General features: G+C 51.2%; 21 protein-coding genes. 16 read left to right on the top strand and 5 right to left on the bottom strand.

Annotated elements, in window-relative coordinates; all coding sequences use genetic code 11:
* Window positions 1-100: 100 nt before the first annotated feature.
* The 3 genes from NYE45_RS02560 (at window position 101) to NYE45_RS02570 (ending at window position 3,274) form a co-directional block, all read left to right on the top strand.
* Window positions 101-529, top strand: a complete 429-nt coding sequence (locus NYE45_RS02560; RefSeq protein WP_340015438.1) for a GNAT family N-acetyltransferase — start codon at window positions 101-103, stop codon at window positions 527-529.
* Window positions 530-846: 317 nt separating this feature from the next.
* Complete coding sequence (locus NYE45_RS02565; protein ID WP_340015439.1) at window positions 847-1,479, top strand: NAD(P)H-binding protein; 633 nt, start codon at window positions 847-849, stop codon at window positions 1,477-1,479.
* A gap of 115 nt (window positions 1,480-1,594) precedes the next feature.
* Entirely contained in the window at window positions 1,595-3,274 is a 1,680-nt protein-coding gene (locus NYE45_RS02570; protein ID WP_340015440.1) for an NAD(P)H-hydrate dehydratase, read from the top strand.
* Between the two features lie 289 nt (window positions 3,275-3,563).
* Here the strand turns inward: NYE45_RS02570 and NYE45_RS02575 are convergent, their stop codons facing one another.
* From NYE45_RS02575 to NYE45_RS02590, 4 genes are all read right to left on the bottom strand, one after another.
* On the bottom strand, window positions 3,564-5,216 hold the full coding sequence (locus NYE45_RS02575; protein ID WP_340015441.1) for a methyl-accepting chemotaxis protein: 1,653 nt from the start codon (window positions 5,214-5,216) through the stop codon (window positions 3,564-3,566).
* A 26-nt stretch (window positions 5,217-5,242) separates the two neighbouring features.
* Window positions 5,243-6,256 carry a BMP family ABC transporter substrate-binding protein gene (locus NYE45_RS02580; RefSeq protein ID WP_340015443.1) on the bottom strand — a complete coding sequence of 338 codons (1,014 nt, stop codon included), beginning with the start codon at window positions 6,254-6,256 and terminating at the stop codon, window positions 5,243-5,245.
* A 364-nt stretch (window positions 6,257-6,620) separates the two neighbouring features.
* Window positions 6,621-8,231 (bottom strand): gamma-glutamyltransferase family protein, encoded by a 1,611-nt coding sequence (locus NYE45_RS02585; protein WP_340017294.1) that lies wholly within the window; start codon window positions 8,229-8,231, stop codon window positions 6,621-6,623.
* A 153-nt stretch (window positions 8,232-8,384) separates the two neighbouring features.
* Complete coding sequence (locus tag NYE45_RS02590) at window positions 8,385-9,284, bottom strand: glucose 1-dehydrogenase (RefSeq protein WP_340015444.1); 900 nt, start codon at window positions 9,282-9,284, stop codon at window positions 8,385-8,387.
* 155 nt (window positions 9,285-9,439) lie between these two features.
* Here NYE45_RS02590 and fosB point away from each other — a divergent pair, with 155 nt between their 5' ends.
* Both fosB and NYE45_RS02600 read left to right on the top strand, forming a co-directional pair.
* Entirely contained in the window at window positions 9,440-9,859 is a 420-nt protein-coding gene (fosB, locus tag NYE45_RS02595; RefSeq protein ID WP_100526939.1) for a metallothiol transferase FosB, read from the top strand.
* A gap of 135 nt (window positions 9,860-9,994) precedes the next feature.
* Window positions 9,995-10,198 (top strand): hypothetical protein, encoded by a 204-nt coding sequence (locus NYE45_RS02600; protein ID WP_340015446.1) that lies wholly within the window; start codon window positions 9,995-9,997, stop codon window positions 10,196-10,198.
* A 128-nt stretch (window positions 10,199-10,326) separates the two neighbouring features.
* Here the strand turns inward: NYE45_RS02600 and NYE45_RS02605 are convergent, their stop codons facing one another.
* Window positions 10,327-11,577: a helix-turn-helix transcriptional regulator gene (locus NYE45_RS02605; RefSeq protein ID WP_340015447.1), complete on the bottom strand. Its 1,251-nt coding sequence runs from the start codon at window positions 11,575-11,577 to the stop codon at window positions 10,327-10,329.
* A 184-nt stretch (window positions 11,578-11,761) separates the two neighbouring features.
* On the opposite strand from NYE45_RS02605, the gene NYE45_RS02610 reads away from it, so the two are divergent.
* The 11 genes from NYE45_RS02610 (at window position 11,762) to NYE45_RS02660 (ending at window position 22,211) form a co-directional block, all read left to right on the top strand.
* Window positions 11,762-11,953: a hypothetical protein gene (locus NYE45_RS02610; protein ID WP_340015448.1), complete on the top strand. Its 192-nt coding sequence runs from the start codon at window positions 11,762-11,764 to the stop codon at window positions 11,951-11,953.
* Between the two features lie 239 nt (window positions 11,954-12,192).
* Complete coding sequence (locus tag NYE45_RS02615; protein ID WP_340015449.1) at window positions 12,193-13,203, top strand: 3-oxoacyl-[acyl-carrier-protein] synthase III C-terminal domain-containing protein; 1,011 nt, start codon at window positions 12,193-12,195, stop codon at window positions 13,201-13,203.
* The gene (locus tag NYE45_RS02620; protein ID WP_340015451.1) at window positions 13,142-14,530 is read left to right on the top strand and encodes an ATP-grasp domain-containing protein; all 1,389 of its coding nucleotides are present in this window, start codon (window positions 13,142-13,144) and stop codon (window positions 14,528-14,530) included. Before NYE45_RS02615 ends, NYE45_RS02620 begins: the two co-directional genes overlap by 62 nt.
* Window positions 14,531-15,817: a diaminopimelate decarboxylase gene (lysA, locus tag NYE45_RS02625; protein WP_340015452.1), complete on the top strand. Its 1,287-nt coding sequence runs from the start codon at window positions 14,531-14,533 to the stop codon at window positions 15,815-15,817.
* 18 nt (window positions 15,818-15,835) lie between these two features.
* Window positions 15,836-16,096: an acyl carrier protein gene (locus NYE45_RS02630; RefSeq protein ID WP_017690901.1), complete on the top strand. Its 261-nt coding sequence runs from the start codon at window positions 15,836-15,838 to the stop codon at window positions 16,094-16,096.
* On the top strand, window positions 16,096-16,974 hold the full coding sequence (locus tag NYE45_RS02635; protein ID WP_340015453.1) for a hypothetical protein: 879 nt from the start codon (window positions 16,096-16,098) through the stop codon (window positions 16,972-16,974). Before NYE45_RS02630 ends, NYE45_RS02635 begins: the two co-directional genes overlap by 1 nt.
* A gap of 20 nt (window positions 16,975-16,994) precedes the next feature.
* Entirely contained in the window at window positions 16,995-17,951 is a 957-nt protein-coding gene (locus NYE45_RS02640) for a 3-oxoacyl-[acyl-carrier-protein] synthase III C-terminal domain-containing protein (protein ID WP_340015454.1), read from the top strand.
* Window positions 17,952-17,966: 15 nt separating this feature from the next.
* Window positions 17,967-18,689 (top strand): hypothetical protein, encoded by a 723-nt coding sequence (locus NYE45_RS02645; protein WP_340015455.1) that lies wholly within the window; start codon window positions 17,967-17,969, stop codon window positions 18,687-18,689.
* Window positions 18,689-19,846 carry an acyl-CoA dehydrogenase family protein gene (locus NYE45_RS02650; RefSeq protein WP_340015456.1) on the top strand — a complete coding sequence of 386 codons (1,158 nt, stop codon included), beginning with the start codon at window positions 18,689-18,691 and terminating at the stop codon, window positions 19,844-19,846. The genes NYE45_RS02645 and NYE45_RS02650 overlap by 1 nt, the downstream gene beginning before the upstream one ends.
* Window positions 19,839-20,804 carry a hypothetical protein gene (locus NYE45_RS02655; protein WP_340015458.1) on the top strand — a complete coding sequence of 322 codons (966 nt, stop codon included), beginning with the start codon at window positions 19,839-19,841 and terminating at the stop codon, window positions 20,802-20,804. The genes NYE45_RS02650 and NYE45_RS02655 overlap by 8 nt, the downstream gene beginning before the upstream one ends.
* An 18-nt stretch (window positions 20,805-20,822) precedes the next feature.
* Entirely contained in the window at window positions 20,823-22,211 is a 1,389-nt protein-coding gene (locus NYE45_RS02660; protein ID WP_340015460.1) for an MATE family efflux transporter, read from the top strand.
* Window positions 22,212-22,230: the final 19 nt, after the last annotated feature.

Raw genomic sequence — 22,230 nt, forward strand, 5'->3', positions numbered from 1 at the left:
GAGATTTTTTGATATACTAAAGAGATCAGATAGCTAAGAGCTAAGTGATTGATTACTGAATAGATATCCAATGTATCTTTTGCAGAAAGGGGCACAATTCATGGATCAAGTGAATATTGAACACACACCACCCGCAGCAGTGGAGTATCTTGCCCTGCGGCAAATTGCCGGCCTTAGTGCAATGAGCAGGGAAGGGGCGGAGATTGGACTACCGAATAGCCTGTTTGCCGTATGTCTGCGTGAAGAGGATATGCTGGTAGGTATGGGGCGAGTGATTGGAGATGGCGGTTGTTTCTTTCAGGTCGTGGATATTGCTGTACACCCGGATGTTCAGGGGATGGGTTATGGAAAACTGATCATGAGCGAGATTATGAATTATCTGCGTGACGCTGTGCCTGCTCGCGGTTTGGTCAGTCTACTGGCGGATGTTCCAGCTGATCGTCTGTATGCTCAATTTGGATTTGAATACACAAGTCCGAAATCGGAGGGTATGTGGTGGAGACAGGGAGAAGAAGGGCCGACTACCTAACGGAACGGAAACTGAATTTTGATGTAAGATTAAATTTAATATCATGATGAAATCATCTCAGTATAGCCGCATTAGCGGCTTTTTTCATGATCCGTGTTGCTTGATGGTGGGTAGAGGGGATACTTCTGAGTGTCGGTGTTTCTTCCCGTAGAGAAGTGAAGATTGGTTTTCTACATATAAGCTGTAAGAGATAGGTTTACAAGTGTTCATATCCGGTTTAAGATGGCGTGAGCCGTTTAAGGTATATAACAATAGGATTAAGTATTAAAATAACGGTAAGTTGACGAGATGATATCTATAGAAAAGAGGGAATTATTATGAAAGTAGCCATTTTTGGAGCAACCGGAGCGATTGGCAAGACGATTCTGTGGGAGCTGATGGATCGTGGGCATGAAGTGACAGCGGTGGTGCGTGACCCGTCGAAAGTCGAGATGGTGCACGAACGCTTGCGTGTGGAACAGGGAGATCTGCTTAACCCGGATCAGGTGGCAGATTTTGCAGCGGGTCAGGAAGTGGTTGTGAGTGCATATGGACCGAAGTTCGGTGAAGAAGAAGAGATGCTGGAAGTCACACGCTCATTAATTGAAGGTGTGCGCCGGGCAAAAGCAGGACGTCTGGTTGTAGTTGGTGGAGCGGGAAGCTTGATGACCGATTCCGGTGAGATGCTAATGGACACGCCGGGATTCCCGGAGGAAGTCAAACCCCTGGCAAAAGCACATGTAGAAGCATATGACCTGATTGAAGCATCGGGTATTCACTGGACCTACATGAGCCCTGCCGCGACAATCACAACTGGACGTCGGACCGGCCAGTTCCGTGTTGGCATGAACCGGGTGATTACGGATGATATTGGGGAAAGCTCGATTTCGGTTGGTGATTTTGCAGCGGCTTTGGTGGACGAACTGGACGATCCGCAGTTTATCCAAGCACGGTTTACGGTAGGTTATTAAGCGTAAATGGATGAGGTAAGAGGAAAGATAGCGATACACATATAAGATGCAGAGTTTAGGTGCGAAGTTGTTGCTTTTAGGTATGAGAAGAGCTTGTCACGGGGAGGGATGAACGTTGTTTATCGTAACCGCTGAACAGATGAGAGCTGTGGACGAGCATACCATTCATCAGCTCGGTATTCCGGCAACTAGTCTAATGGAGAATGCTGGCCGAGCCATTGCTGAGGAAGTCATCAAGCTGTGCCGGGAAGGGCAGGCAGAAGGCCGGCTTGCGGATTCAGGGCAGCTTGGCTATAGCAGCAAGACCGATGCTCGGCGGGCACACACCGGGCCCGGCGATCGGCAAGGTTATGGTGGCGACATCATCGCCGATCCGGCGCTGGTGATGGAGCACCCGGGAGATCAGCAGTGGTACATGCTGATCGGCAAGGGCAATAATGGCGGCGATGGGCTGGTGGCCGCGCGCCATTTGGTTGAAGCGGGGCTTGGCGTGACATTGGTCTACGCCGATGCCCCTGAGGCAATGCGGGGCGAAGCCGCAGTGCAACGGGATGCCGCTGCGCAGCTCGGCATCCCTGCGCTTGTCCACGGGCGCGAAGCCGTGGACTTCAGCCGGTGCACAGGCATCGTGGATGCGCTGCTGGGTACCGGCTCGCGGGGTGCGCCGCGGGGAGCCTACGCGGCGCTGATTGAGGCGGCGAACGACAGCGGCAAGCCGGTCGTATCCGCCGATGTGCCGAGTGGGCTGGACGCCGACACCGGAGAGGTGTACGAGCCCTGCATTCAAGCCCGGGTGACTGTATGCCTCGCGCTGCTCAAGCGCGGGCTGGTGCAGTACCCGGGCGCTTCCGCCGCGGGGCGCATTGTGGTGCGCGCCATCGGCATTCCCGCGCGGCTTGCGCCAGAGCATGGCCCCTCGGTCCGTCTGCTGACGGACGAGGTGCTGCGCGTTGCGCTGCGCGTGGACACAGGCCGTCTACGGGTACCGGACGGCCACAAAGGCACCTACGGCCACGTATTGCTGGCCGCGGGAAGTCTGCCGATGAGCGGCGCAGGCCTGCTCTCGGCCAAGGCCGCGCTGCGCGCAGGCTGCGGGCTCGCCACATGGGCGTTGCCCGCGGCACTGTTGCCGTATGTCATCGGCACCGTGCCCGAGCTCATGCTCGCTGCCGCCGCCGATGGCGACAGCGGCGAATGGAACGCGGCTTCCGCCTCCGCTGTGCTGCGTCTTGCGCAAAGCCGCGACGTGCTCGCGACCGGCCCCGGCCTCGGCCGCTTCAAGGGCGACACAGACTGGCTGCGCCGTCTGTGGCAACAAACGGATCGTCCGCTCGTCATCGACGCGGACGCCCTCAACATGCTGGCAGACGCTGGCCCACATGGGCCTCGCGACTGGGGCCAGCGAAGTGCGGCGACAATCCTGACGCCGCACCCTGGCGAGATGGGTCGACTGCTGGGCATGTCGACCCAAGAGGTGCAGCGTGACCGCATTGGACACGCTACACAATACGCCCGCGAGCAGGGCGTAACCCTTGTGCTCAAAGGAGCACGAACGGTCATCGCAACGCCAACCGGCGAGGCGTACATCAACACCACCGGGCACGCCGGCATGGCGACAGGCGGTGCCGGAGACGTATTGACCGGCATCATCGCCGGTCTGCTTGCCCAAGGTCTCAGCGCGGAGCAAGCCGCCGCGTTCGGCGCATATCTCCACGGACAGGCCGCTGAACGCGCAGCACTGCTGCGCGGTGACCCATCGTCCCTGCTAGCCGGAGACATCATCGACGCACTGTGAGGACGGGACAGATGTGGGACAAGCTCGCAGTTTTGGAATACTGCCTATGACGACTCGTTCCCAAATGCAAGTGATTCAACGAACCAGCACACCAAAAGTAGATGACTACTACTGAAAAGGGGAGCCCTGTCATGATCATGACGGAGGCTCCCCTTTATTTGCTTGTATGTCCACGCTACCTGATCCTTGCTCACTTATAACCTGCCTTTAACCTGCCTGAAATTTGCATCTAACCTACCCCTAACCTACATCCGGCCTATGTCCGGTGCGAATGATCCCTGCATTCTGCTTACAGCCGGAAACGCAACAATTCCTGATGCATCTCAGCACTGATATCACGCAATGACTTCACCTTGATACTCGCTTCAGCGAAGGAACGTTGTTGTTCCGACGTCGAGGCGGTAATCTCTTCACTGCTGGCAGCCGACTGCTCGGTGATGGCACTGATATTTTCAATAGCCTGTTGCACCTGTGTGCTGAGTTCGTTCGAGTGCTGCATGTCCTCAGCAAGCTGATGGATGCCGGTACTAATGCGCTCCACACTTCCGCGAATGGCAGAGAAGGATTCCCGGGTCTGGCTGGTGGCTTGTTCCTGTTCCCCGAATAGCTGCATGCTTTGTGCTACCGAGTTCTTCACCTTGTCCATGGAGGTTGTGATCTCGCCAACAGCCGCGTAGATATGCTTGACCGATTGCGCGGATTGTTCTGCGAGCTTATTCACCTCGCCTGCAACAACAGCGAAGCCACGCCCTGCTTCTCCGGCACGAGCAGCCTCAATGGAGGCATTTAACGAGAGCATGGTCGTCTGTTTGGCAATCTCTGATACATATGCAGTCATCGTGGTGATTCGAACCGCGCTGTCTTCCAGTTCCCGCACCGTCTGCTCCACCTCGGACATCGCCAGACGATTCACTTCGGCCAGACGGAGTTGCTCTGCGACGGCTTTATTGCCTTCTTCAACGGTAGTTAATACTTCACGACCATCGATCACCGATTGGGAAGTGGCCTCCAGATTACTGTTGAAGGTAGACTGCATTTTGTCCACGACCATCACCGTTTCACTCAGATCCTCAGCAATCTTTTGACTGCCAATTGATAGTTCCTCCGTTGTACGGGATACCTGTTGCACAATCGCTTGGGCCGTATCGTTGCCACGATCTATGTCTTGTGCCATCAGATCGACACGGTGACCCGCTGCACCGATAGATTGAATAATACCTCGGATATTATGGGTCATAATACCGAAGGAGCGACTCAGGTCATCGAGTTCATCTTTACCCCGAGCTTCCGGTAATTTTCCGGTAAGGTCGCCATCCGCAATTTGTCCTGCTGCGTCTTTGAGCGTACGAATACGCTTGGCGATCTGACGTGAAGTATACATATTGAACAGCATCACCGCGATGAGCAATACGATGGCTCCACCGAGAGAGATTTGCCACGTTTGCTGGATATCACGCTCCAAATCAACGGTATATTGATCATATCGATCCCGAGTTATTTCATCCAACGAATAGATATCATTCTGTATGCCCCGAACCCGAGTGCTATACCGTTTCGCTTCCGCCCCGTCCATCTCTGTCATGGCCGCGGTAGCTCCCTGACTCAGAGCAGTGAGTTTTATCTGGATGGACTGAATAAGCTGCAACTGCTGATCCGTTTCAAGTAATCCGTCCGCAAGCTCCTGAATCATCGTTTGACCTTCATCCAGCAAGCGGAGCACTGTGTCCTGATTTCCTGCTGTCAAGGAGAACGAATAGACATCCAGCGCCTGCTGGGTCTGAATCTGATTGGCATTTAGTTCACTTACCTTGAGCATGGCAGGTACCAGATTTTGATTTTTGGCATTCATGCCGAGCAATTCCATGATGATAAAGGCTACCAGCGCAAGGCATAGAAGTAGCGAGATTAGAGCATTAAGTATCAGTTTTCCCTGTAGTTTCATGTGCGTACCTCCTCGAATCCGATGGGTTATTGATCAAGCGTAATTTTGATTTGGCCGGAAGAGATCTGTGTTTTCAGATCTTCGAAGGTTTTCTGTTGTTCATCACTGAGCGTGATATTATGTAGAGCGGTCAGGCCCACGGCGTTCTCTGCCAGCCCCTCCACGATTTCCTTTTGAGGGAAGGCATGATTGTTTTGAATAAACGAGTTAACGGCATTATAGATGGATACATCCACATTTTTCAGCATGGACGTAAGAATGGCTTTTTCCGCCAAAAAGAATTGATCGGTATCTACGCCGATGGCGTATTTCCCTAATTTCTGAATCTCCGTCAGTGCGCCCACACCTGTGAGACCGGCAGCCACATAGATCACGTCAGCGCCCTTGTCCTGAATCATCTGTGCAGCGAGTTGTTCACCCAGATCGGCATTACCGAAGTCCCCTGCGTAGACGACATCAACGGTTGCATCCGGCTTGACAGCCAGAACACCTTGCTCAAAACCCTGCTCGAAATTACGAAGGACCGGTATCTCCATTCCACCAAGGAAACCAACATGATCTTCCGTTGAAGCCATAGCAGCAATAACGCCTGCCAGATAACTTCCTTCTTCCGCCCGGAATGAAATGGAGGCAATGTTAGGCAGTTCGGACTGACTGTCGATCATGAGGAACTGCTGGTCAGGATATTTGGCTGCAACCTTCTCCATATCCGCTTGGACCGTATCGCTCAGGCCGATAATCAGATCGAATTTGGCTTCTGCAAACTCCTCAAAAGCAGCTTCGGCAGTTAAATTGCCGCCCGGTTCACGATAGTCAAAGACAATGCTTTTCTCGTCTCTGGCCTGAACCAGTCCATCAAAAGCAGCATCATTAAAAGAACGGTCTCCCAGACCCACTTCGGTAAGTACGATCCCGACTTTTGTTCTTGTGTCTGTTACCGTTGTTGTATTATTGGCTGAACAAGCCCCTAGGATCAGTACCGTCAGGATCATCATTAATGTGAGACCTAGATCTGCGCGTCTGTTCTTGTTTGGTTTCATGTGTGGTACCCTCATTTCTGTAGTCGCATTTTTCTGATTTGAATTGTTCTTCAGCTCTAGGGAAATACGCATATATGGATGACACGTGTGGTGAGGATTTCCCTTTATCTATATCGGACAGAAAGGTACTGTGTTTTATGGTATGTAGTGAAAATTTACGAAAATCTAAATATGTTTCATGATTTATACATTAGTTTTACATTTCTCTGGTTAAAAGGGTGCATGAATAACTACAGTATGTTGTTTACTGACGTTAAAAGTCGAAAAAAGACACAACAGCGATGACTTGAATCATCGCTGTTGTGTCTTAGAATAGCATCCTATGGATCATAGGACGAACATTCCTATAAAAATTACGTAGGTTTTACCAAGCCGCAATCGAGCCATCCGCTCGGGTTTCCGTACCCCCGCATAATACGCCATTGTTCGGGTTGCGCCAGATAATCTGACCGCGTCCAAACTGGGATGGATCGAGCGCCACTTGAATATCATGTCCTTTGCGGGCGAGTGCCTGTGCAATGTGCTGTGGGAAGCCAGGTTCCACGAGAATCGTTTTGCCCTTCGTCCACTGCCAGCGTGGAGAATCCAGTGCGGCCTGAGGATTCAGGTGATAATCGATTGTATTCATGACCACCTGCACATGGCCCTGCGGTTGCATGAAACCGCCCATGACACCGAATGGTCCAACTGCTTCGCTGCCGCGGGTGAGGAACCCCGGAATGATGGTGTGATAGGTTCGTTTGCCCGGCTCCAAGGCGTTTGCATGATTCGGGTCCAGTGAGAAATTATGTCCGCGATTCTGCAATGCAATGCCTGTTCCCGGAACAACGAGTCCGGACCCGAAGCCCATATAGTTGCTCTGGATAAAGGAAACCATGTTGCCTTCACCGTCAGCCGTAGCCAGATAGACCGTTCCACTTGCTCGTGGATCGCCTGCCTCAGGTGCACGTGCGGTATCACCAATGAGTTTGCGCCGTTCTTCAGCGTATGCCTCGGACAGCAGTTCCTCCACCGTCACGCCCATTTTACGTTCTTCGGTAATATATTTCTCCCCATCGGCAAATGCCAGCTTCATGGCTTCGAGTTGCTGATGATACGCGAGAACGGATTCTTTCTCGTCAAACTCGTAACCTTTCAACAGATTAAGCGCCGCGAGAGCAATCAGCCCTTGTCCATTCGGTGGGATTTCCCACACATCGTATCCGCGATAGGAGACAGAGATGGGATCAACCCACTCGGGCTGGAATGCTGCCAGATCTTCTTTGGTTAGATAACCACCGTGTTCTGCCATAAAGGAATGAATGCGTTCCGCCAGTTCCCCTTCGTAAAAGTCTCGCGCTTCGCTCTCGCCAATCTGGCGCAAAGTCGCCGCATGATCCGGCGAGCGCCACATTTCTCCAGCTGCGGGAACACGCCCGCCTGGAGCAAATGTCTCAAACCACGCACGCCCTGCTTCCGCATCACCCTGGCGTGCATAGATCTCGGCTGCCCTTGCCCAGTGGCGGGCCAGCCCAGGCGCAAGCGGGTAACCTTCCTCCGCATAGCGGATGGCCGGTTCCAGCGCTTCCGCCAGCGTGAGCCGCCCGAAACGGCGGCTCAGCTCAGCCCAACCCGCCGGTGCGCCAGGCACCGTCACCGGAACAACCCCAAGCTTCGGCATCTCCGTATGGCCTGCCGCTTGAAGCGCCTCAATGGATATGCCCTGAGGCGCAGGGCCGCTGGCATTCAGGCCATGCAGTTTCCCCTCGGTCCAGACGAGGGCAAAAGCATCGCCGCCAATGCCATTGGACGTAGGCTCCAGCACGGTGAGTGCTGCCGCAGTTGCAATGGCGGCATCGATGGCGTTGCCGCCTTTTTTCAAAGCATCCAGGCCAGCTTGTGCAGCCAGTGGCTGTGACGTCGCCACCATGCCTTGCTTGGCATACACAGGCACGCGGTAAGAGGGGTACGGTTGGTAGAGTGGATCGAAGTTCATCAGGTTGTTCAGCTCCTTGTCGCAAGATGTCAGGTTCCGGTATAACCGGATCATACTCCTAACCCTCTTCGCAACCGGACAACCGATATCCTGCCACACCTGCCAAATCCAACCTGACATCAGTTAACGATATCACCCACATTCCATACTAGCCTATGTCGTTACCATATCGCCGCCATTCACATGAATGCATTCACCTGTGACGTAGGATGAATCGCGGGAAGCAAGATAGACGTAAGCTGCCGCCAGTTCGTAAGGCTGACCAGCCCGACCCATGGGCGTATCTGTTCCAAATACCTGTACATCCTCCGGAGAGAAGCTGGCAGGGATGAGCGGTGTCCAGATGGGTCCCGGGGCGACGGAGTTCACACGGATTCCCTGTGCAGCAAGCGATTGGGCGAGTACACGAGTCAGCGATACGACGGCTCCTTTGGTAGAAGAGTAGTCGATCAGTTGGGTGTTGCCTTTATATGCCGTAATGGAAGCTGTATTGATGATGGAGGCACCTCTGCACAGATGGGGGAGAGCGGCCTGGATCAGAAAGAAATAGGCGAACACATTCGTCTGAAAGGTGTGATACAGCTGCTCTTCCGTAATATCAACAATGCTTGGCTGCACATACTGCACACCGTGGTTGTTGACCAGAATGTCGATTTTCCCATAGGTTTCCATCGTCGTACGAATAACAGCCTCGCAATTTTTCTTTAGGCGGAGATCAATCTCGATCAACAGACAGCGCTGTCCCAGTTCCTCAATCCGCTCGCGAGTCCTTTCTGCATCTGTTACTTCATATAGATAAGCAATGACGATATCCGCACCTTCCTTGGCAAAAGCGATGGCCGTCGCCCGGCCGATTCCACTGTCACCACCTGTGATAATCGCAACTTTGTCTTGGAGTTTGCAACTGCCGATATAAGCAGGATCTTCGCTAATTGGTTCAGGCACCATTAGGGTTTCCAGACCGGGTTGCTGGTCCTGATGCTGGGGTGGGAATGCCAGCTTTTGCTCTTTACACACCGTTTTCTCACCATAAAAAGGATAGACAGGATTCATTCGCTTTACATCCTCCTCAAGCGTTCATTGATACGGATAAACTATGCATTCGCCCAGAAGAAGGTGCGAGAGGAGGCAGCAGAGCTGTTGTTTTTTGCACAAAATATACCATAATAAGGATAGGTCCTTAAATCAATGGAGGTGTCAGGAGCCACATGAATATTCAGGGAATTAATCATTTGTGCTTTTCCGTATCCAATCTGGAGCGGGCCATTACCTTTTATGAGCAGGCTCTCGGTGCCCAGATTCAGGTGAAAGGACGCAAACTGGCGTATTTTGAGCTTGCCGGTCTGTGGATCGCCTTGAATCAGGAGGATGTTATTCGCAACTATACGGAACGAACCTATACCCATATTGCATTTACCGTTACAGAAGAGGAGTTCGACGCGTCTGTACAGCAGCTGCGAGCAGCTGGGGCGGACATTCTTCCCGGAAGGCCCAGAGATCCGCGGGATGCGTTATCTGTTTATTTTACCGATCCGGATGGTCATCTGTTTGAACTGCATACAGGTACGATGAAGCAAAGGCTGGATTATTATCGCGAAGACAAAGCTCATATGACCTTTTATCCGTGAAATGGTTGTGCAAGTGGAGGTAAATGGGGATTAACGTGTTTAAAGTCATAGCGATTATCCGTAAAATACGTCTTAGGTTGCCAGGAATCGATGGTGGATTATGCTACCCAATTATAAACATGAGGAGAGATGAGCATGGAGAGTAAGGGAACCAAATTCGTTACAACGGCAAGTGAACTCTGCATGGTTACTATCATGCTTCTACCTTTTATCGCAGGACAGCTTCATGTTTCGGGTGCACATGCAGGATCGGCCAAAGCTATTGGCCCGCAGGGACAAGAATACGCCATATCGACGGAAACGCTGCTGGATTTAAATGACCCTGTTCCTACTCGATGAGCGGTTTAAGATGATCCTATGTCCTGTCACCAGGGATTCCCGGAATTAAGGCCTCTGTTACAGAGACCCCAAACTCCATTATTTCTTTTCCCTGTGTTTCTAGTTGTTAGATGAAGAAGGAATCCGCTTTATTTGATAAATGACTTATAATCTTCATAGTTCATTTTACGATCCTGCATGCTTAGCAGGAGGAGTTGATGGCTGATGTCAGCCTCGCGGTTTGCAGAGATGCGTTTAAGCAGATCGTGACTCATTCTTAGAAAATAATAGCCTTCATTGCTGTTGTTTTTCTCATGAAATACAATACCTAGCAAGCGATACAGTTTGGCACGAAGCATCCCTTCATCTTGCTGATCCAGCAGTTGGAGGGCTTCTTTGATGATGGCCTCTGCCTGTTCTGGCTCGCGCTGTTCCAAATAAACTTTACTGATTTCTTCTAATATGGAAGCTTTCTTGTGGGGAAGATTGCGTTTGTCGTAAATTCGAGCGCATTCGTCAAGCAAGGGGAGGGCTTCTTTTTTTTGCCCCATATGAAGCTGGATCACGGCAAGGTTGTGAAGTGCCAGAACGTAGGAGTCGCTGTTCGCCTGTTTATAGGCCTGTACGGATCTCTTGGTCCAGTCATAACTTAACAGCATGTGTCCATCCTGTTCGGACATATAATAGGCTTTGCCCAAACCTAGCGTAATCTCGCCATACAGTTCCGGCTGCCCCGCCATTTGGGCTTCCTTCTCCGCTTTGAGATAGTAGTTCAAGCCCTCATTCACATTGCCCAGCCTTAAATGGGTTGTGCCAAGAAAGGTCAGCGAATGGATGTGTTCTTCCTGTAGATGTTTGAGTCTGCTGCTGTACGTATACGCCTGTTCGTAATGTTTCCGGGCAGCATGAAACAGCTCTGCATGAAAAGCTGCTCTCCCCATTTCCAGATAATATTCAACAATACGTTCCCTGTCCCCCGTTCGAATGACCGTAAATGCTGCGGTTTCCCCTTCATCCAGAGCTTGTCGGTAATCCCCAAGTCTGTTGTGACTTCGCAAAATGAGCAGGTAGGCCTCAGACTGATTCGATGTATCCTCCGTCAATGTCAGCACTTTATGGGCTATGCGGATGCAGGCAGAATCATTCTGCTCGGCATAACAGGCTTTGGCCTTGTCCAATACAGCCTCACCAATATCCGAATCTGTCGATGCACTTCCTCCCAAAAAAAACTCCATTGGTGTATTAAGCCTTCTGGCAATAATTTTCAACATACGCTGTGAGGGAACGGCTCTACCTTTTTCGATAAGGCTGATGTAAGAACGCGTCATATCCTCACCTGCCAGTTGCTTCTGAGACAGTCCAAGCTGCTCCCGGATTTGCCGGATTTTGAGTCCGAGCATGATCGTTCACCGTCCCTTGAATATAGTTTAAATGGAATGGAGCTGTGATTGGTACGTTGGGTCTATTGTGAGTACAAAAGCAGAGGTAAGGAGAGTGAGAGGTTCATTTACCTCCATTTACAGTTTAAATCCAATTTGGGAGATTATAGAATCAGAGTATCTAAGATGAAAGGAGGAGATATGAATGGTCATTAAAGCGACTCCCATTACACTGGAGCAACTGAAACGCAAAGAAATTGAAGCGGCACAATTGGAAACGAATGGACTGGGCGAGGCACGTGAAGTCAGTGCACGCGCAGCTTCCGCTCGCGCAGTTGAAGCCCGCGCTGTAGCGGCTCGTGCTGTCGAAGCCCGTGCAGCGGCTGCTCGTGCCTGATTTTTCCTACTTACTCATTTTGCATAATTCGAATCCTACCGCTCCAACAGCGTATAGACGAATAAGATCATTTCGATCTATATCTTGCTGATTGGAAGACGCTCAGGGGATTTATACAAAATGCTCACTTACTTATCGTATTACGCTAGATTCATAGATGGGAGCTTCTGCGGAAGCTCTTTATCTCCCTATATTTCAGTGAGATTCGTACGTTAGTGATAACGAGGTGTCTGAAGCCGATGCATATCAAGCAAATATGGTCTTACATTCCGGAGCACATTGTACCGATCAGGGAACTGAACGAGGTGCTGGGACTCAATAATGCCCAGACGAAGGTACTGGAAAAAATTCATGGTTTGAAACAGGTTCGGCAAGACAAGGATGGAGATCTGGTTTCGTTGCTTGGGCGCGTATTAACCCAGGTGGTAAATAACCCTGAGATCGCTCCTAACTCGATTAAGTATATCATTTATTGCCACACAATTCAGGAAAATTTCCCCTTTCCTATGAAAGTTTTGCAAGTCCTGAAACGGGCTTACGGGTTGCAGCATGCCATCGCGTTTTCGCTTACGCAGCAGAACTGTGCATCGGGCTTAATCGCCCTGAATGTTGCCGAGACATTGCTGCCTTCATTGGAAGCGGATGATCATATTTTAATTTTAACAGGTGAAAAAACCTTTAGTCCCGTTGTGCAATTGATCCCCAATACCACCGTGATGGGAGAGGCATCAGCCGCCGTGCTGGTGGGCAACAAGGGCAACGGAAGTCGCGTCGTTGGACTTACGAGTGTTACCTTGGGCCAATTCTGTAATGTATTAACGGGAACCCCGCAGATCCTTAGGGAGTTTCAGGAAATCTACACGCCTCGGTTATGTGAAGCCATTGTTGCAGCTGTGGAGCAGGCGGGTCTGACGTTGCAGGATATTCGATACATCGTCCCACACAATGTGAATCTATCCTCGTGGAAGAAGGTGGCGATCCGGTTATCCTATCCCCTTGAACGCATATATACGTCCAACGTGCAGGAGATCGGGCATTGTTTCTGTTCGGACCCATTTATTAATCTCCAAGCCATTCTGGAGCAGAAACTGTTGCAACCAGAGGAATATTATCTGCTTGTTACGGTCGGACTTGGGGTTACATTCAGCGTAGCAGTGATGCAATATGCAGGAATAGGAGGGGATGGCCGTGACCACCGTATTGGCGGATTTTTCGAGCAAGCTCAAGTGGGCGTTAACGGGCCAGCATGACGTTACTTTTGTCTATCTGAACAATTTTGAAGTGGAGGAGTACTGGAGTGAAACGGGTATTCTCAAGCTGCCCTCATTAAGCATAGGCTCGGCTGCGGATGTCGTTAATCGGATGGAGGAACTGGGTATTTTCCTCGCCGGAGAGAACGATATCATCCTGCTTAAGGGTCCGCCGAATCAGGGATTCATGGCAGATGCACAGGCTCTTGGGTTTGGTCGCTCCCGATGCATAACGGTAGAGCACAATGATCCGGCACTGAACATTACCGCGAATCTTCTGAATTGTCCAAGAACGATGGACAAGCTGCGAGAGCTGTCACAGGCTGCTGGAACGAATGCTTATCTGGTTCCCTTTGGAACCTCGGATCAGGAAGAGGAATTCTCCCGACGGACCGGTATTCCGCTGGCTGTTCCATCTTCAGATATCTTCCGCAAGGTGAATGACAAGGGGTATTCCCGCCGTCTCAACGCGGAGCTGGGCATTCGCCAGATTCCCGGTGTTGAATGCACGTCTTTGGATGAACTGGTGTCTGGTTTCGATCAGCTTAAGTCTGTGCTAGAGCAGGGTGGACGGCTTGTGCTGAAGGATTCCATGGGTGTATCAGGCAAGGGAATTACCGTCATCACCGATGAAGCCAGGTTTCACAAATGCATGAGCATGCTGGAGAAACAGGCAAGCAAAAAGGGAATTCGGCAAATCAACTACGTGCTTGAACAATGGATTGATAAAATCTGTGACCTGAATTATCAGATTCTCATCGATCGATCCGGCGGAGTTGAGTTTCTGGGCGTCAAGGAATCCTTGGTAGAGCAAGGCGTGCATCAGGGGCATCTCATGCCTTCTCGGCTCAACGATGTTCAACTTGATGTCATTCGCGAAGCGGCCATGCGAATTGGAGCAGCCTTGTATCGAGATGGATATTACGGCATTGCCGGCATGGACGCTATTCTGGACGAGGACGGTACAATCTGGCCCAATCTTGAGATTAATGCCAGGTTTAATATGTCCACCTATCAGACCAACATTCAACAGCAATGGCTGCCCGAAGATCAATATGGACTGGCCAAAAAATATACGCTCCGGCTCAATCACCTGTTGGAATACGCAGTACTTCGCTCCAGGTTGGGTGTGTTGATGTTCGAACCGGAACGCGGCGAAGGATTATTGATCAATAATTTTGCCACAGTCAATGCGGCATTCAGAAGTGAGGGGACCTTGTTCTCCGGACGTCTGTATGGCGTGATTATTGCGTCCTCCCCTGAACGGCTGGGATTGATCGACGAAGCGATAGAAGCCGTCCTATCTTCCATTAACGAGGTGATGTGAGTGTCTAAGGAATATCAGATTCAGCAGTTGCCAATTTCGGACATCGCTCAGAGATTCGGGACACCCTTGTATGTGTATGACGGGGATGTGTTGCAACAGGTGTATCAGGATCTTAGGGGATTGCTTACGCCTGATGTAGAGCTGTTCTATTCATTGAAGGCTAATCCGAATATTTCGATCGTACACATGCTGCGGGAGATGGGAGCACAGGCAGAGGTATGTTCCCTCGCCGAATTGCATACGGCTGTACAGGCTGGAGTAGCGCCAGAAAGCATTATTTTTCTGGGACCGGGAAAAAGCGATGACGAGATTACGGCATGTATACGTCTGGGCATATATGCGATTGTATGTGAATCGTTCCAGGAGATGGAGCGCATAGAGAACATCGCTGCAAGTGAGGGACGAATCGTGCCTGTGGCGCTAAGAGTGAATCCTTCCTTTTCTGTTAAAGGCTCCAGGCTGACCATGGGTGGCAAACCACGTCAGTTTGGTATGGATGAACAAAGTGTGCTCCAGGGGAAAGAGCAGTTCGAGAGCTTCTCCCATGTGGAGATTATGGGACTTCACGTGTACATGGGGACCCGCATGTTGGATGTAGAGCCGATTGTTCAGAATACCCGTCATATTCTGGAACTGGCTGAACGAATTGAGAACGAGCTGGATATCAAGCTGCGTATGGTTGATGTAGGCGGGGGATTGGGCGTGCCCTACCATGAAGGTGAGCAGTTCCTATCCATAGCCACACTGACAGAACAGTTGAATCCAATGTTCGAATCGTTTCGGCGTAGTCATGCCAACACCCGGCTGTTCATGGAGCTTGGGCGATATCTGGTAGGTACCTGCGGTATGCTGGTCAGTCGTGCCTTGTACGTCAAGCAATCGTATGGAGAGCACTTCGTCGTAACCGATGGTGGAACGAACTGCCATATGGCGGCGGTGGGCACAGGTTCTTACGTGAAGCGTAACTTTCCGATTGCCTCCCTGACGCGTTATGGCGAGTCCCCTGTAGCCGAATACAATATTACGGGCCCCCTATGTACGCCCAACGATGTTGTTGGAAAACGGGTACTGCTTCCTCCTGTTGAACGGGGCGATCTAATCGGCGTTTTTCATTCGGGAGCCTACGGACCAACGGCTTCTCCCACACACTTTTTGAGTCACGGAAGTCCGGCGGAAGTGCTAATTGTCGCTGGGGAGGCTCACTTGATCCGTGAGCGGGATACTCCGCAGGATTTACTGTCCAAGCAACGCTTGATTCAAATATCCCATACGGCAATAACCAATTGATGAGGAGAGATGATGATCATGACAACTGCAGTATTGCTTGAAGAGATCAAGGGTGCCCTTGCTGAAGTGTTGAATACGGAAGCCAGGCAGGATATTCAATTAAGCACATCTTTATTTGACGAACTTTATCTGGATTCGACCTCGGTTCTGGAACTGCTGATGACGCTGGAAGACCGGATTGAAGGTCTGGAGATTGACCCGGATGATCTGGAGCCAGATGTATTCGATACGGTAGGCTCCCTGGCTGCTTATATTGAGAAGCAGCTCATTGCGGCCTGATGGCTTCGCCTGTTGCCATACGGGAGATGGGAGTCAGGCTGTTCTCGGAGAAAAAGCCTCCGTTCGATCATCCGGAACTGCTGCGATTTCATCAGGATATGCTCGCAGGTACTCCGATCAAGTACGACGTTCAGCTTTTGCAGGGGCGTAACAACAATGCCTATCACGAGATGAGTGTGGAACTGCTGGAGGAAACGGGACTTGATCGGGTTATGCAGGATGTGGATGTGTTGCTGCTGGCATACAATTTTCCGAATACCCGCCCGGATATATCGATTGTGAATTATTTGATGGATCGCTATCAGGCCCGTTTTATCAGTTTTGCTGTAAATGATCTTGGTTTTGGTGCTCCATTTGCAGCCCTCCACATGCTTCAGCATTATCTGGGCAGAGAAGGTTACATGAAAGGCATGCTGCTGGTCATGGACCAGACGGCTCTCCCCTATGAAACGAAGGAACTTGATTCGCCGCCTGGGCCGGACACGGCTGCAGCAATATACCTTGATCGGATGACAGGCATAGGACCTTCCCTGCTTGGTGTAGAGATGCGACATGCCGAACATTCCATAGCCGATACTGCGGAGATGGTACTGGATCGATTATGTGCCCAGGCATCCATTCACCGGAATCAGATTAACCTGCTCATCCATCCTGATCTGGAGCAGTTATGCAATCAGGCTGCCTGGTACAGGGAATGTGGATCGAAGAGTTATTATGATCCATCGCGCTGGAGTGCGGCGCCATTCTTCGCATTACAGAAGTTGCTGGAGGAGAAGGACGGGGGAGAGTACATATGTCTTATTCATCTGGAGCAGACGGATTCGTTTATTCACGCCTTGCTGATTCGGACTTGTGAATGGAGTACGAATGGACACTAATCGCAGAAGGAGGGAGAACATTGGGGTTCGGTATTGTGGATATTGGCGTCTATCTGCCTGAACAGATTCAGCAGCCGGAAGAGGTACTGGCTGCGCTGGAGCTTGGGAAAGGGGAGCTTCAGTTTCTGCGCAAGTACCACCGCCTGGAAGGTGTGCCTGTAACGGAATCGGGCCAGATGCTTGATGATACGATCGCACAGGCTGTGGAACGGCTCCAGACCAGACCCGCCCCTTCCGGAATCGATCTTGTTCTCTATGTCCATTCCTTCCAGGTGCAGACACCGAGCGATTACAGACTTGTGCAGCGTGTCCTCCAGCGCTTCGGGCTGGAACATGTACCGTTCTATGGCATATCCCAAATGAACTGTGCATCGTCGATAGCCGCTCTTCAATGGCTTGAACGAATCTCGAAAACGCAGCCTCACATTCGGAATGTGCTGTTGATCTGTGCGGATCAATTCAATTTTTTGCCTCCCGAATGGCGCTATCTGCGCAAATCGGCCATTCTGGGTGATTCTGCCGTAGCCGTCCTATTGAGCAGAGAGAGCTGTCAGCATGTCGTTCAGGCGGCGCATGTGCTGCGAGATACCCGGTTCCATACTGGTTATCATGCAACCACCGATGAGATCTCGGCATTTAACCGATTGTATGTGGACCATATCATTCAAGGGATGGAAGAGCTGCTGTCAACGCAAGGCCTGAGTTTCGAAGATGTGGATCATATTTTTCCCCATAATGTGAACTGGACCACCTGGAAGGAATTTTCGCGACGTACGGGAGTTGGACTTGATCGGATATATCTGGATAACATTCAGCGAATCGGACATACCTTCTCTACCGATCCGTTCATTAACCTGAGTTCGGGATTGGAGCAGAACTGGGTGTGCAGGAAGGGACGCTCCATCATGGTCAGTATCGGGCTCGGCAGTTTTTTTGGTTTTGCACTGGTGGAGCATGGAGGATGCGAAGAAAAATGAACAGGAGGAATGGCAATGCACGTTATTGAATTCCAGGGCCCAGATGCAAAGCCCGTCGGATCAAAGGCAGCAGGCAATCCCGTTGCTCCGATATCGGAAATATTGGAAGCGAAAACCTTGCTGTTGAGCAGTCGTCCAGTGCTTTTGGCAACAGGTCCCTACGTGCTCGCGACCGCTCATCTCATGGAACAAGATCCTTTGCTCTGGCATGAAGCATCAGCAGGGCTGTATCGTTGGAACCAACTAAATGCTGTTCATGTGCAGGATCGGATGCTGGAACCCTCCGGACTACTGTTATACCAGGTACAGCCGAACGAGGGCGAGGAAGCTGAGACATCCGGGGAGAAAGTGACTTCGGATGAGCTGAGAATACGCCTGCTTGAGTTCCGCGCAGAGCTGTGCAAGGCAGGCTTGGAGCAGATTCGCAGGCATTTGTCGGTGCGAATATCGGGCGGGCAATCCACGTTTCAGCACCAGCTCGTCAAAGGCATGGTCGCTGACATCCTGACAACGCTCTATATGGCTAAAACGTTGCCCGAAGATCGTTTCCTCTCAGCAAATCCAGGTCTTCCATCGGTCCGGGTTCATGCGTGGATACATCAGGAATTGGACGAGGCTTTCAGGCAGATTCAACGTCTTGGCGGCGGTTTCGGTTTTTTGAGACACGGCGTATCTGCGTATACCTATGCAGGCCAACTGGTGAAAAACATGCTGTTGCCAGCTAAGGAGGAATATTGATGATTACTCCATCAACGATTGCGATTTTCGAGCATGTGATGAAGCAGTATGCTGCGGAGCTTCGTCAGATCGGCCAGACGATTGACCGGGAGCCAGACCGGCTCACCGAGTTCTTGCACACGTCTGCCCTGCAGGCCATCAATCATATGATGATTCCCCCGGAGTATGGCGGCCAGCCAATTGTAACCATAGGTCAGGATCGATATTATGGACTCTCTTCGCTGGAAAGAGTCATTACGATCGAGCAGTTATCCGCAGGAGATGCGGGCGTTTTTCTGGGAGGACCTGGTCCTTCCATGTCCAGCATCGTCATGATTGACTTGGGCGATGAGGAACAGAAGGAACGCTTTTATAGCCACTTTTTGAAAGGTCCAGCCTGGGCTGTTTTTGCCTTGTCAGAGCCAGAGAAGGGTTCAGATGCAACCGAGATCAGCACGCGGATTACACGACATCCGGATGGGGGCATGGAGCTAACCGGACATAAATTCTACATTGGGAACGGACACCGGGCAAGTATTGGACTGGTATTCGCCCAGACCAATCGTACGCCTCTGGGCATTCAGGTCGCTATAGTTGATCCTTCTCTGCCGGGTTTCACAGCAACCCCGCTGGACACGATGGGTCTTCGGGGTCTGCAACTCAGCCATCTGCAATTCGAGGCTTTCCCACTGGAAGAGAAAGATATTCTGGGTCGTCATTTAAGCCCAACCAAGCGTGGACTGTGGGGAGCACTGCGTACATTCCACCGGATGCGTCCTAGTGTGGCGGCATTGGCGCTTGGTGTTGCACAGGCTGCTTATGATTATGTTGTGGAGCACAGAACGATCTTCACAGAACGCGAAAAGACAGAACTGGAGCGACTGGAGATACGTTTGCACGCGCTGCGCAGCATGATTCGGAATGCAGCAGCAGAGATTGACCATGATGCGAATAAGGGATATCTGGCTTCCCTCAGTAAAATACGGGCTGCGTCAGTTGCCGAGGAAGCGACGGAATGGGCTCTGGAGATGATGGGGCCAGGTTCTATGCTGGAGCATCCTCTGTTGAACAAATGGTATCGCGATGCAAGGGCCTTTGAGTTCATGGAAGGCACAACGTCCATTCAGAAGATAAACGTTTTTCAGGCGTATGCCAACGGGAAGATGCAGCATGTCTGATTCACTTCATGGTGAGATTGGCGCGCCAATCTATGTGGATCATATTTGCTGGCTTACTGCGGAGGATCATCTGTACACGCTGGATTGGCCAACACCGGATGATTATGTTTACGTATCGCCGCACATATACATGGAGGATCACTATTATGGTCGCGTGGGAACGCTGACTCGCTCCCTTATGGCAGATGGGAGACGGGTGACAGCCGGTGATCTTGCGCTTATGGTGCTGGAGCGGTTGTGTACAAAGCCGTATTGGGATTGGTTGATCCTTGCCCAGACCTGTCCGGAACGTCATGCGTTGAATGCTCCGCTTGCCCGAATGCTTGAAACGGCTCCGTGGCGAGTTAATCATCCACTTGGTATTACCCATATGGGGGCGCTCGCAGGCACCGAGGCCATTCAGGTCGCTCTTTGGAGCATGCTAACTAACGAACGGACTGCGATTGTGCTGGTGGAGCAGCGAATCCTCCATGAAGATGGACAGAATGGATATGGTCAATCATCCGAACCTAAGGGTGATTTGGGCGACATGGCGGTTGCGCTTGAGGCAGGCCTAGGTCAAGGGGCGTTGCAGGTACATTATGCGGGAAAAAGGATCATTAGATCGGATGAAGCCACGGTTTTTGCATCCGAGGCACTCGGTATCATCCGCGAATGGATGGATGGTCATGCAGCCGAGCACGTCATTCTTCAGTCGAGACTGGGATTACGTCTCAATGGCAGTGTTTTGCATATTTCCCCTTCCAAGACCATCTGCGTACCACAAACGGATTATCAGAGCGGGGACGTATGGATACAGCTGGCAGATAAGCTGGAGCGGGGGATCATCAGGCCAGATGATCGGGTCATGCTGGTCTCATGGGATGACGATCGGATGATATCGGCTTGTTGCGTGCATGTGATACGTCTGCCGATCCTCAGCAGGCTTACAATGAATCAAGAAATCAAGACTTCATGAATTGTGGAGGTGGACCCCATGCAGGGGATCGATTATACGGCCGGCTCGATCCATCGTTTGTTATTCCGTACGGCCGTTCCGATGCTGCTCGCTTCTCTGGTTAACGTGATTACACAACTGGCTAATGTATTTTTCCTGGGTCATACGAGTCAAAGTGTATTATATGTGCTCTCATTATATATTCCTGTCTCCTTCGTCATGATTGCCATCATCGAAGCGATGCAGCTGTCTGTTCAGGTCGCGGTGGCGCGCAGTCGTGCCGGGGGCTCTCGTGCATTTACCCAGCTGTTCGTACACATGATGGGCAGTGCAATGCTGCTGGCCATTCTGACCGGGGGCATGGTGATGCTACTGACCCCTGTGCTCTCATGGTTTTACCGTGTGCCTGCCGACATTGGGCCCATGTTTACGCTGTACGTAGGGGGTATGATGGCAGTGAGCATCCCGGCTGTCCTGGCGGCAGTGACCAGTGCGGCGTTACGAGGACTGGGCCGTGCACAGGCAGCGTCGTGGAACGCGGTTGGGATGGCGATGCTAAACATTGCTCTCGTGTATACATTTGTGTCGGTCTTCGGGTTGGATCTGAAGGGCATCATCTATGCCAACCTGATCACTTCCGTCTTATCCTTGGCTATCTCTCTGCTGATTCTGTTCATTCGCCGGGAAATGATCTTTGAGCGCTTTGCATTTGCCCAAAAACATCTGCTGGCCCTCAGGCATGTCGGTATTCCTGTGTTCATCTCGTACTGCATGATTTTTCTGAGCACATTTTTTTTCAATAAAATTGTCAGTCACTTTGGCGAAGGGGCGGTTGCCGGCTTTGGCGTTGGTTATCGAATTCAGACGATGGCGATCCTGCCGGGTATCGTGATTGGCTCGGCCATCGGCATTATCATCAATCATAATTTGCAATCACCACACCGGCAAAGGGCCTATGCAAGTTATCGCCAAGGTCTGCTGCAATCCTTTGTTCTGTATGTGATCATTGCCGTTGCCGTCTGGATCTGGCGAGATCCGCTTATCGCATTCCTAATCGAAGACGCGGCAACCCGAGCAGAAGCAGCACGGTATTTGTCCATCGTAGCTCTTTCCTATATTGGCATGGGTCCCATGATGACAACCTTGCTGACGATGGAGCAGAGTGGGCGTGGATACCAGGCCATACTCCTGAATGCGGTGTATTTTCTGATTATTATCGTACTTGGCTGGGGACTGACTCGGGCTTTCAATGAGGTTACTTACTTCTATGCGGTGATTGCTGGCATGAATGTGGTCGGCATGTCGTCGTTCTTCCTGCCTTTCATGCGAATGCTGAAGCGGGAATATGTGGAATCGTCTACGGATAAGGACATCAGTACAGAAGGTGATGCGACGTTGCCGAATAAGAGCTATTCCACACAGACTTGACTCTAACTACGTACAGGAG

Source organism: Paenibacillus sp. FSL K6-1318 (assembly GCF_037976905.1).
Taxonomy (GTDB): domain Bacteria; phylum Bacillota; class Bacilli; order Paenibacillales; family Paenibacillaceae; genus Paenibacillus; species Paenibacillus amylolyticus_A.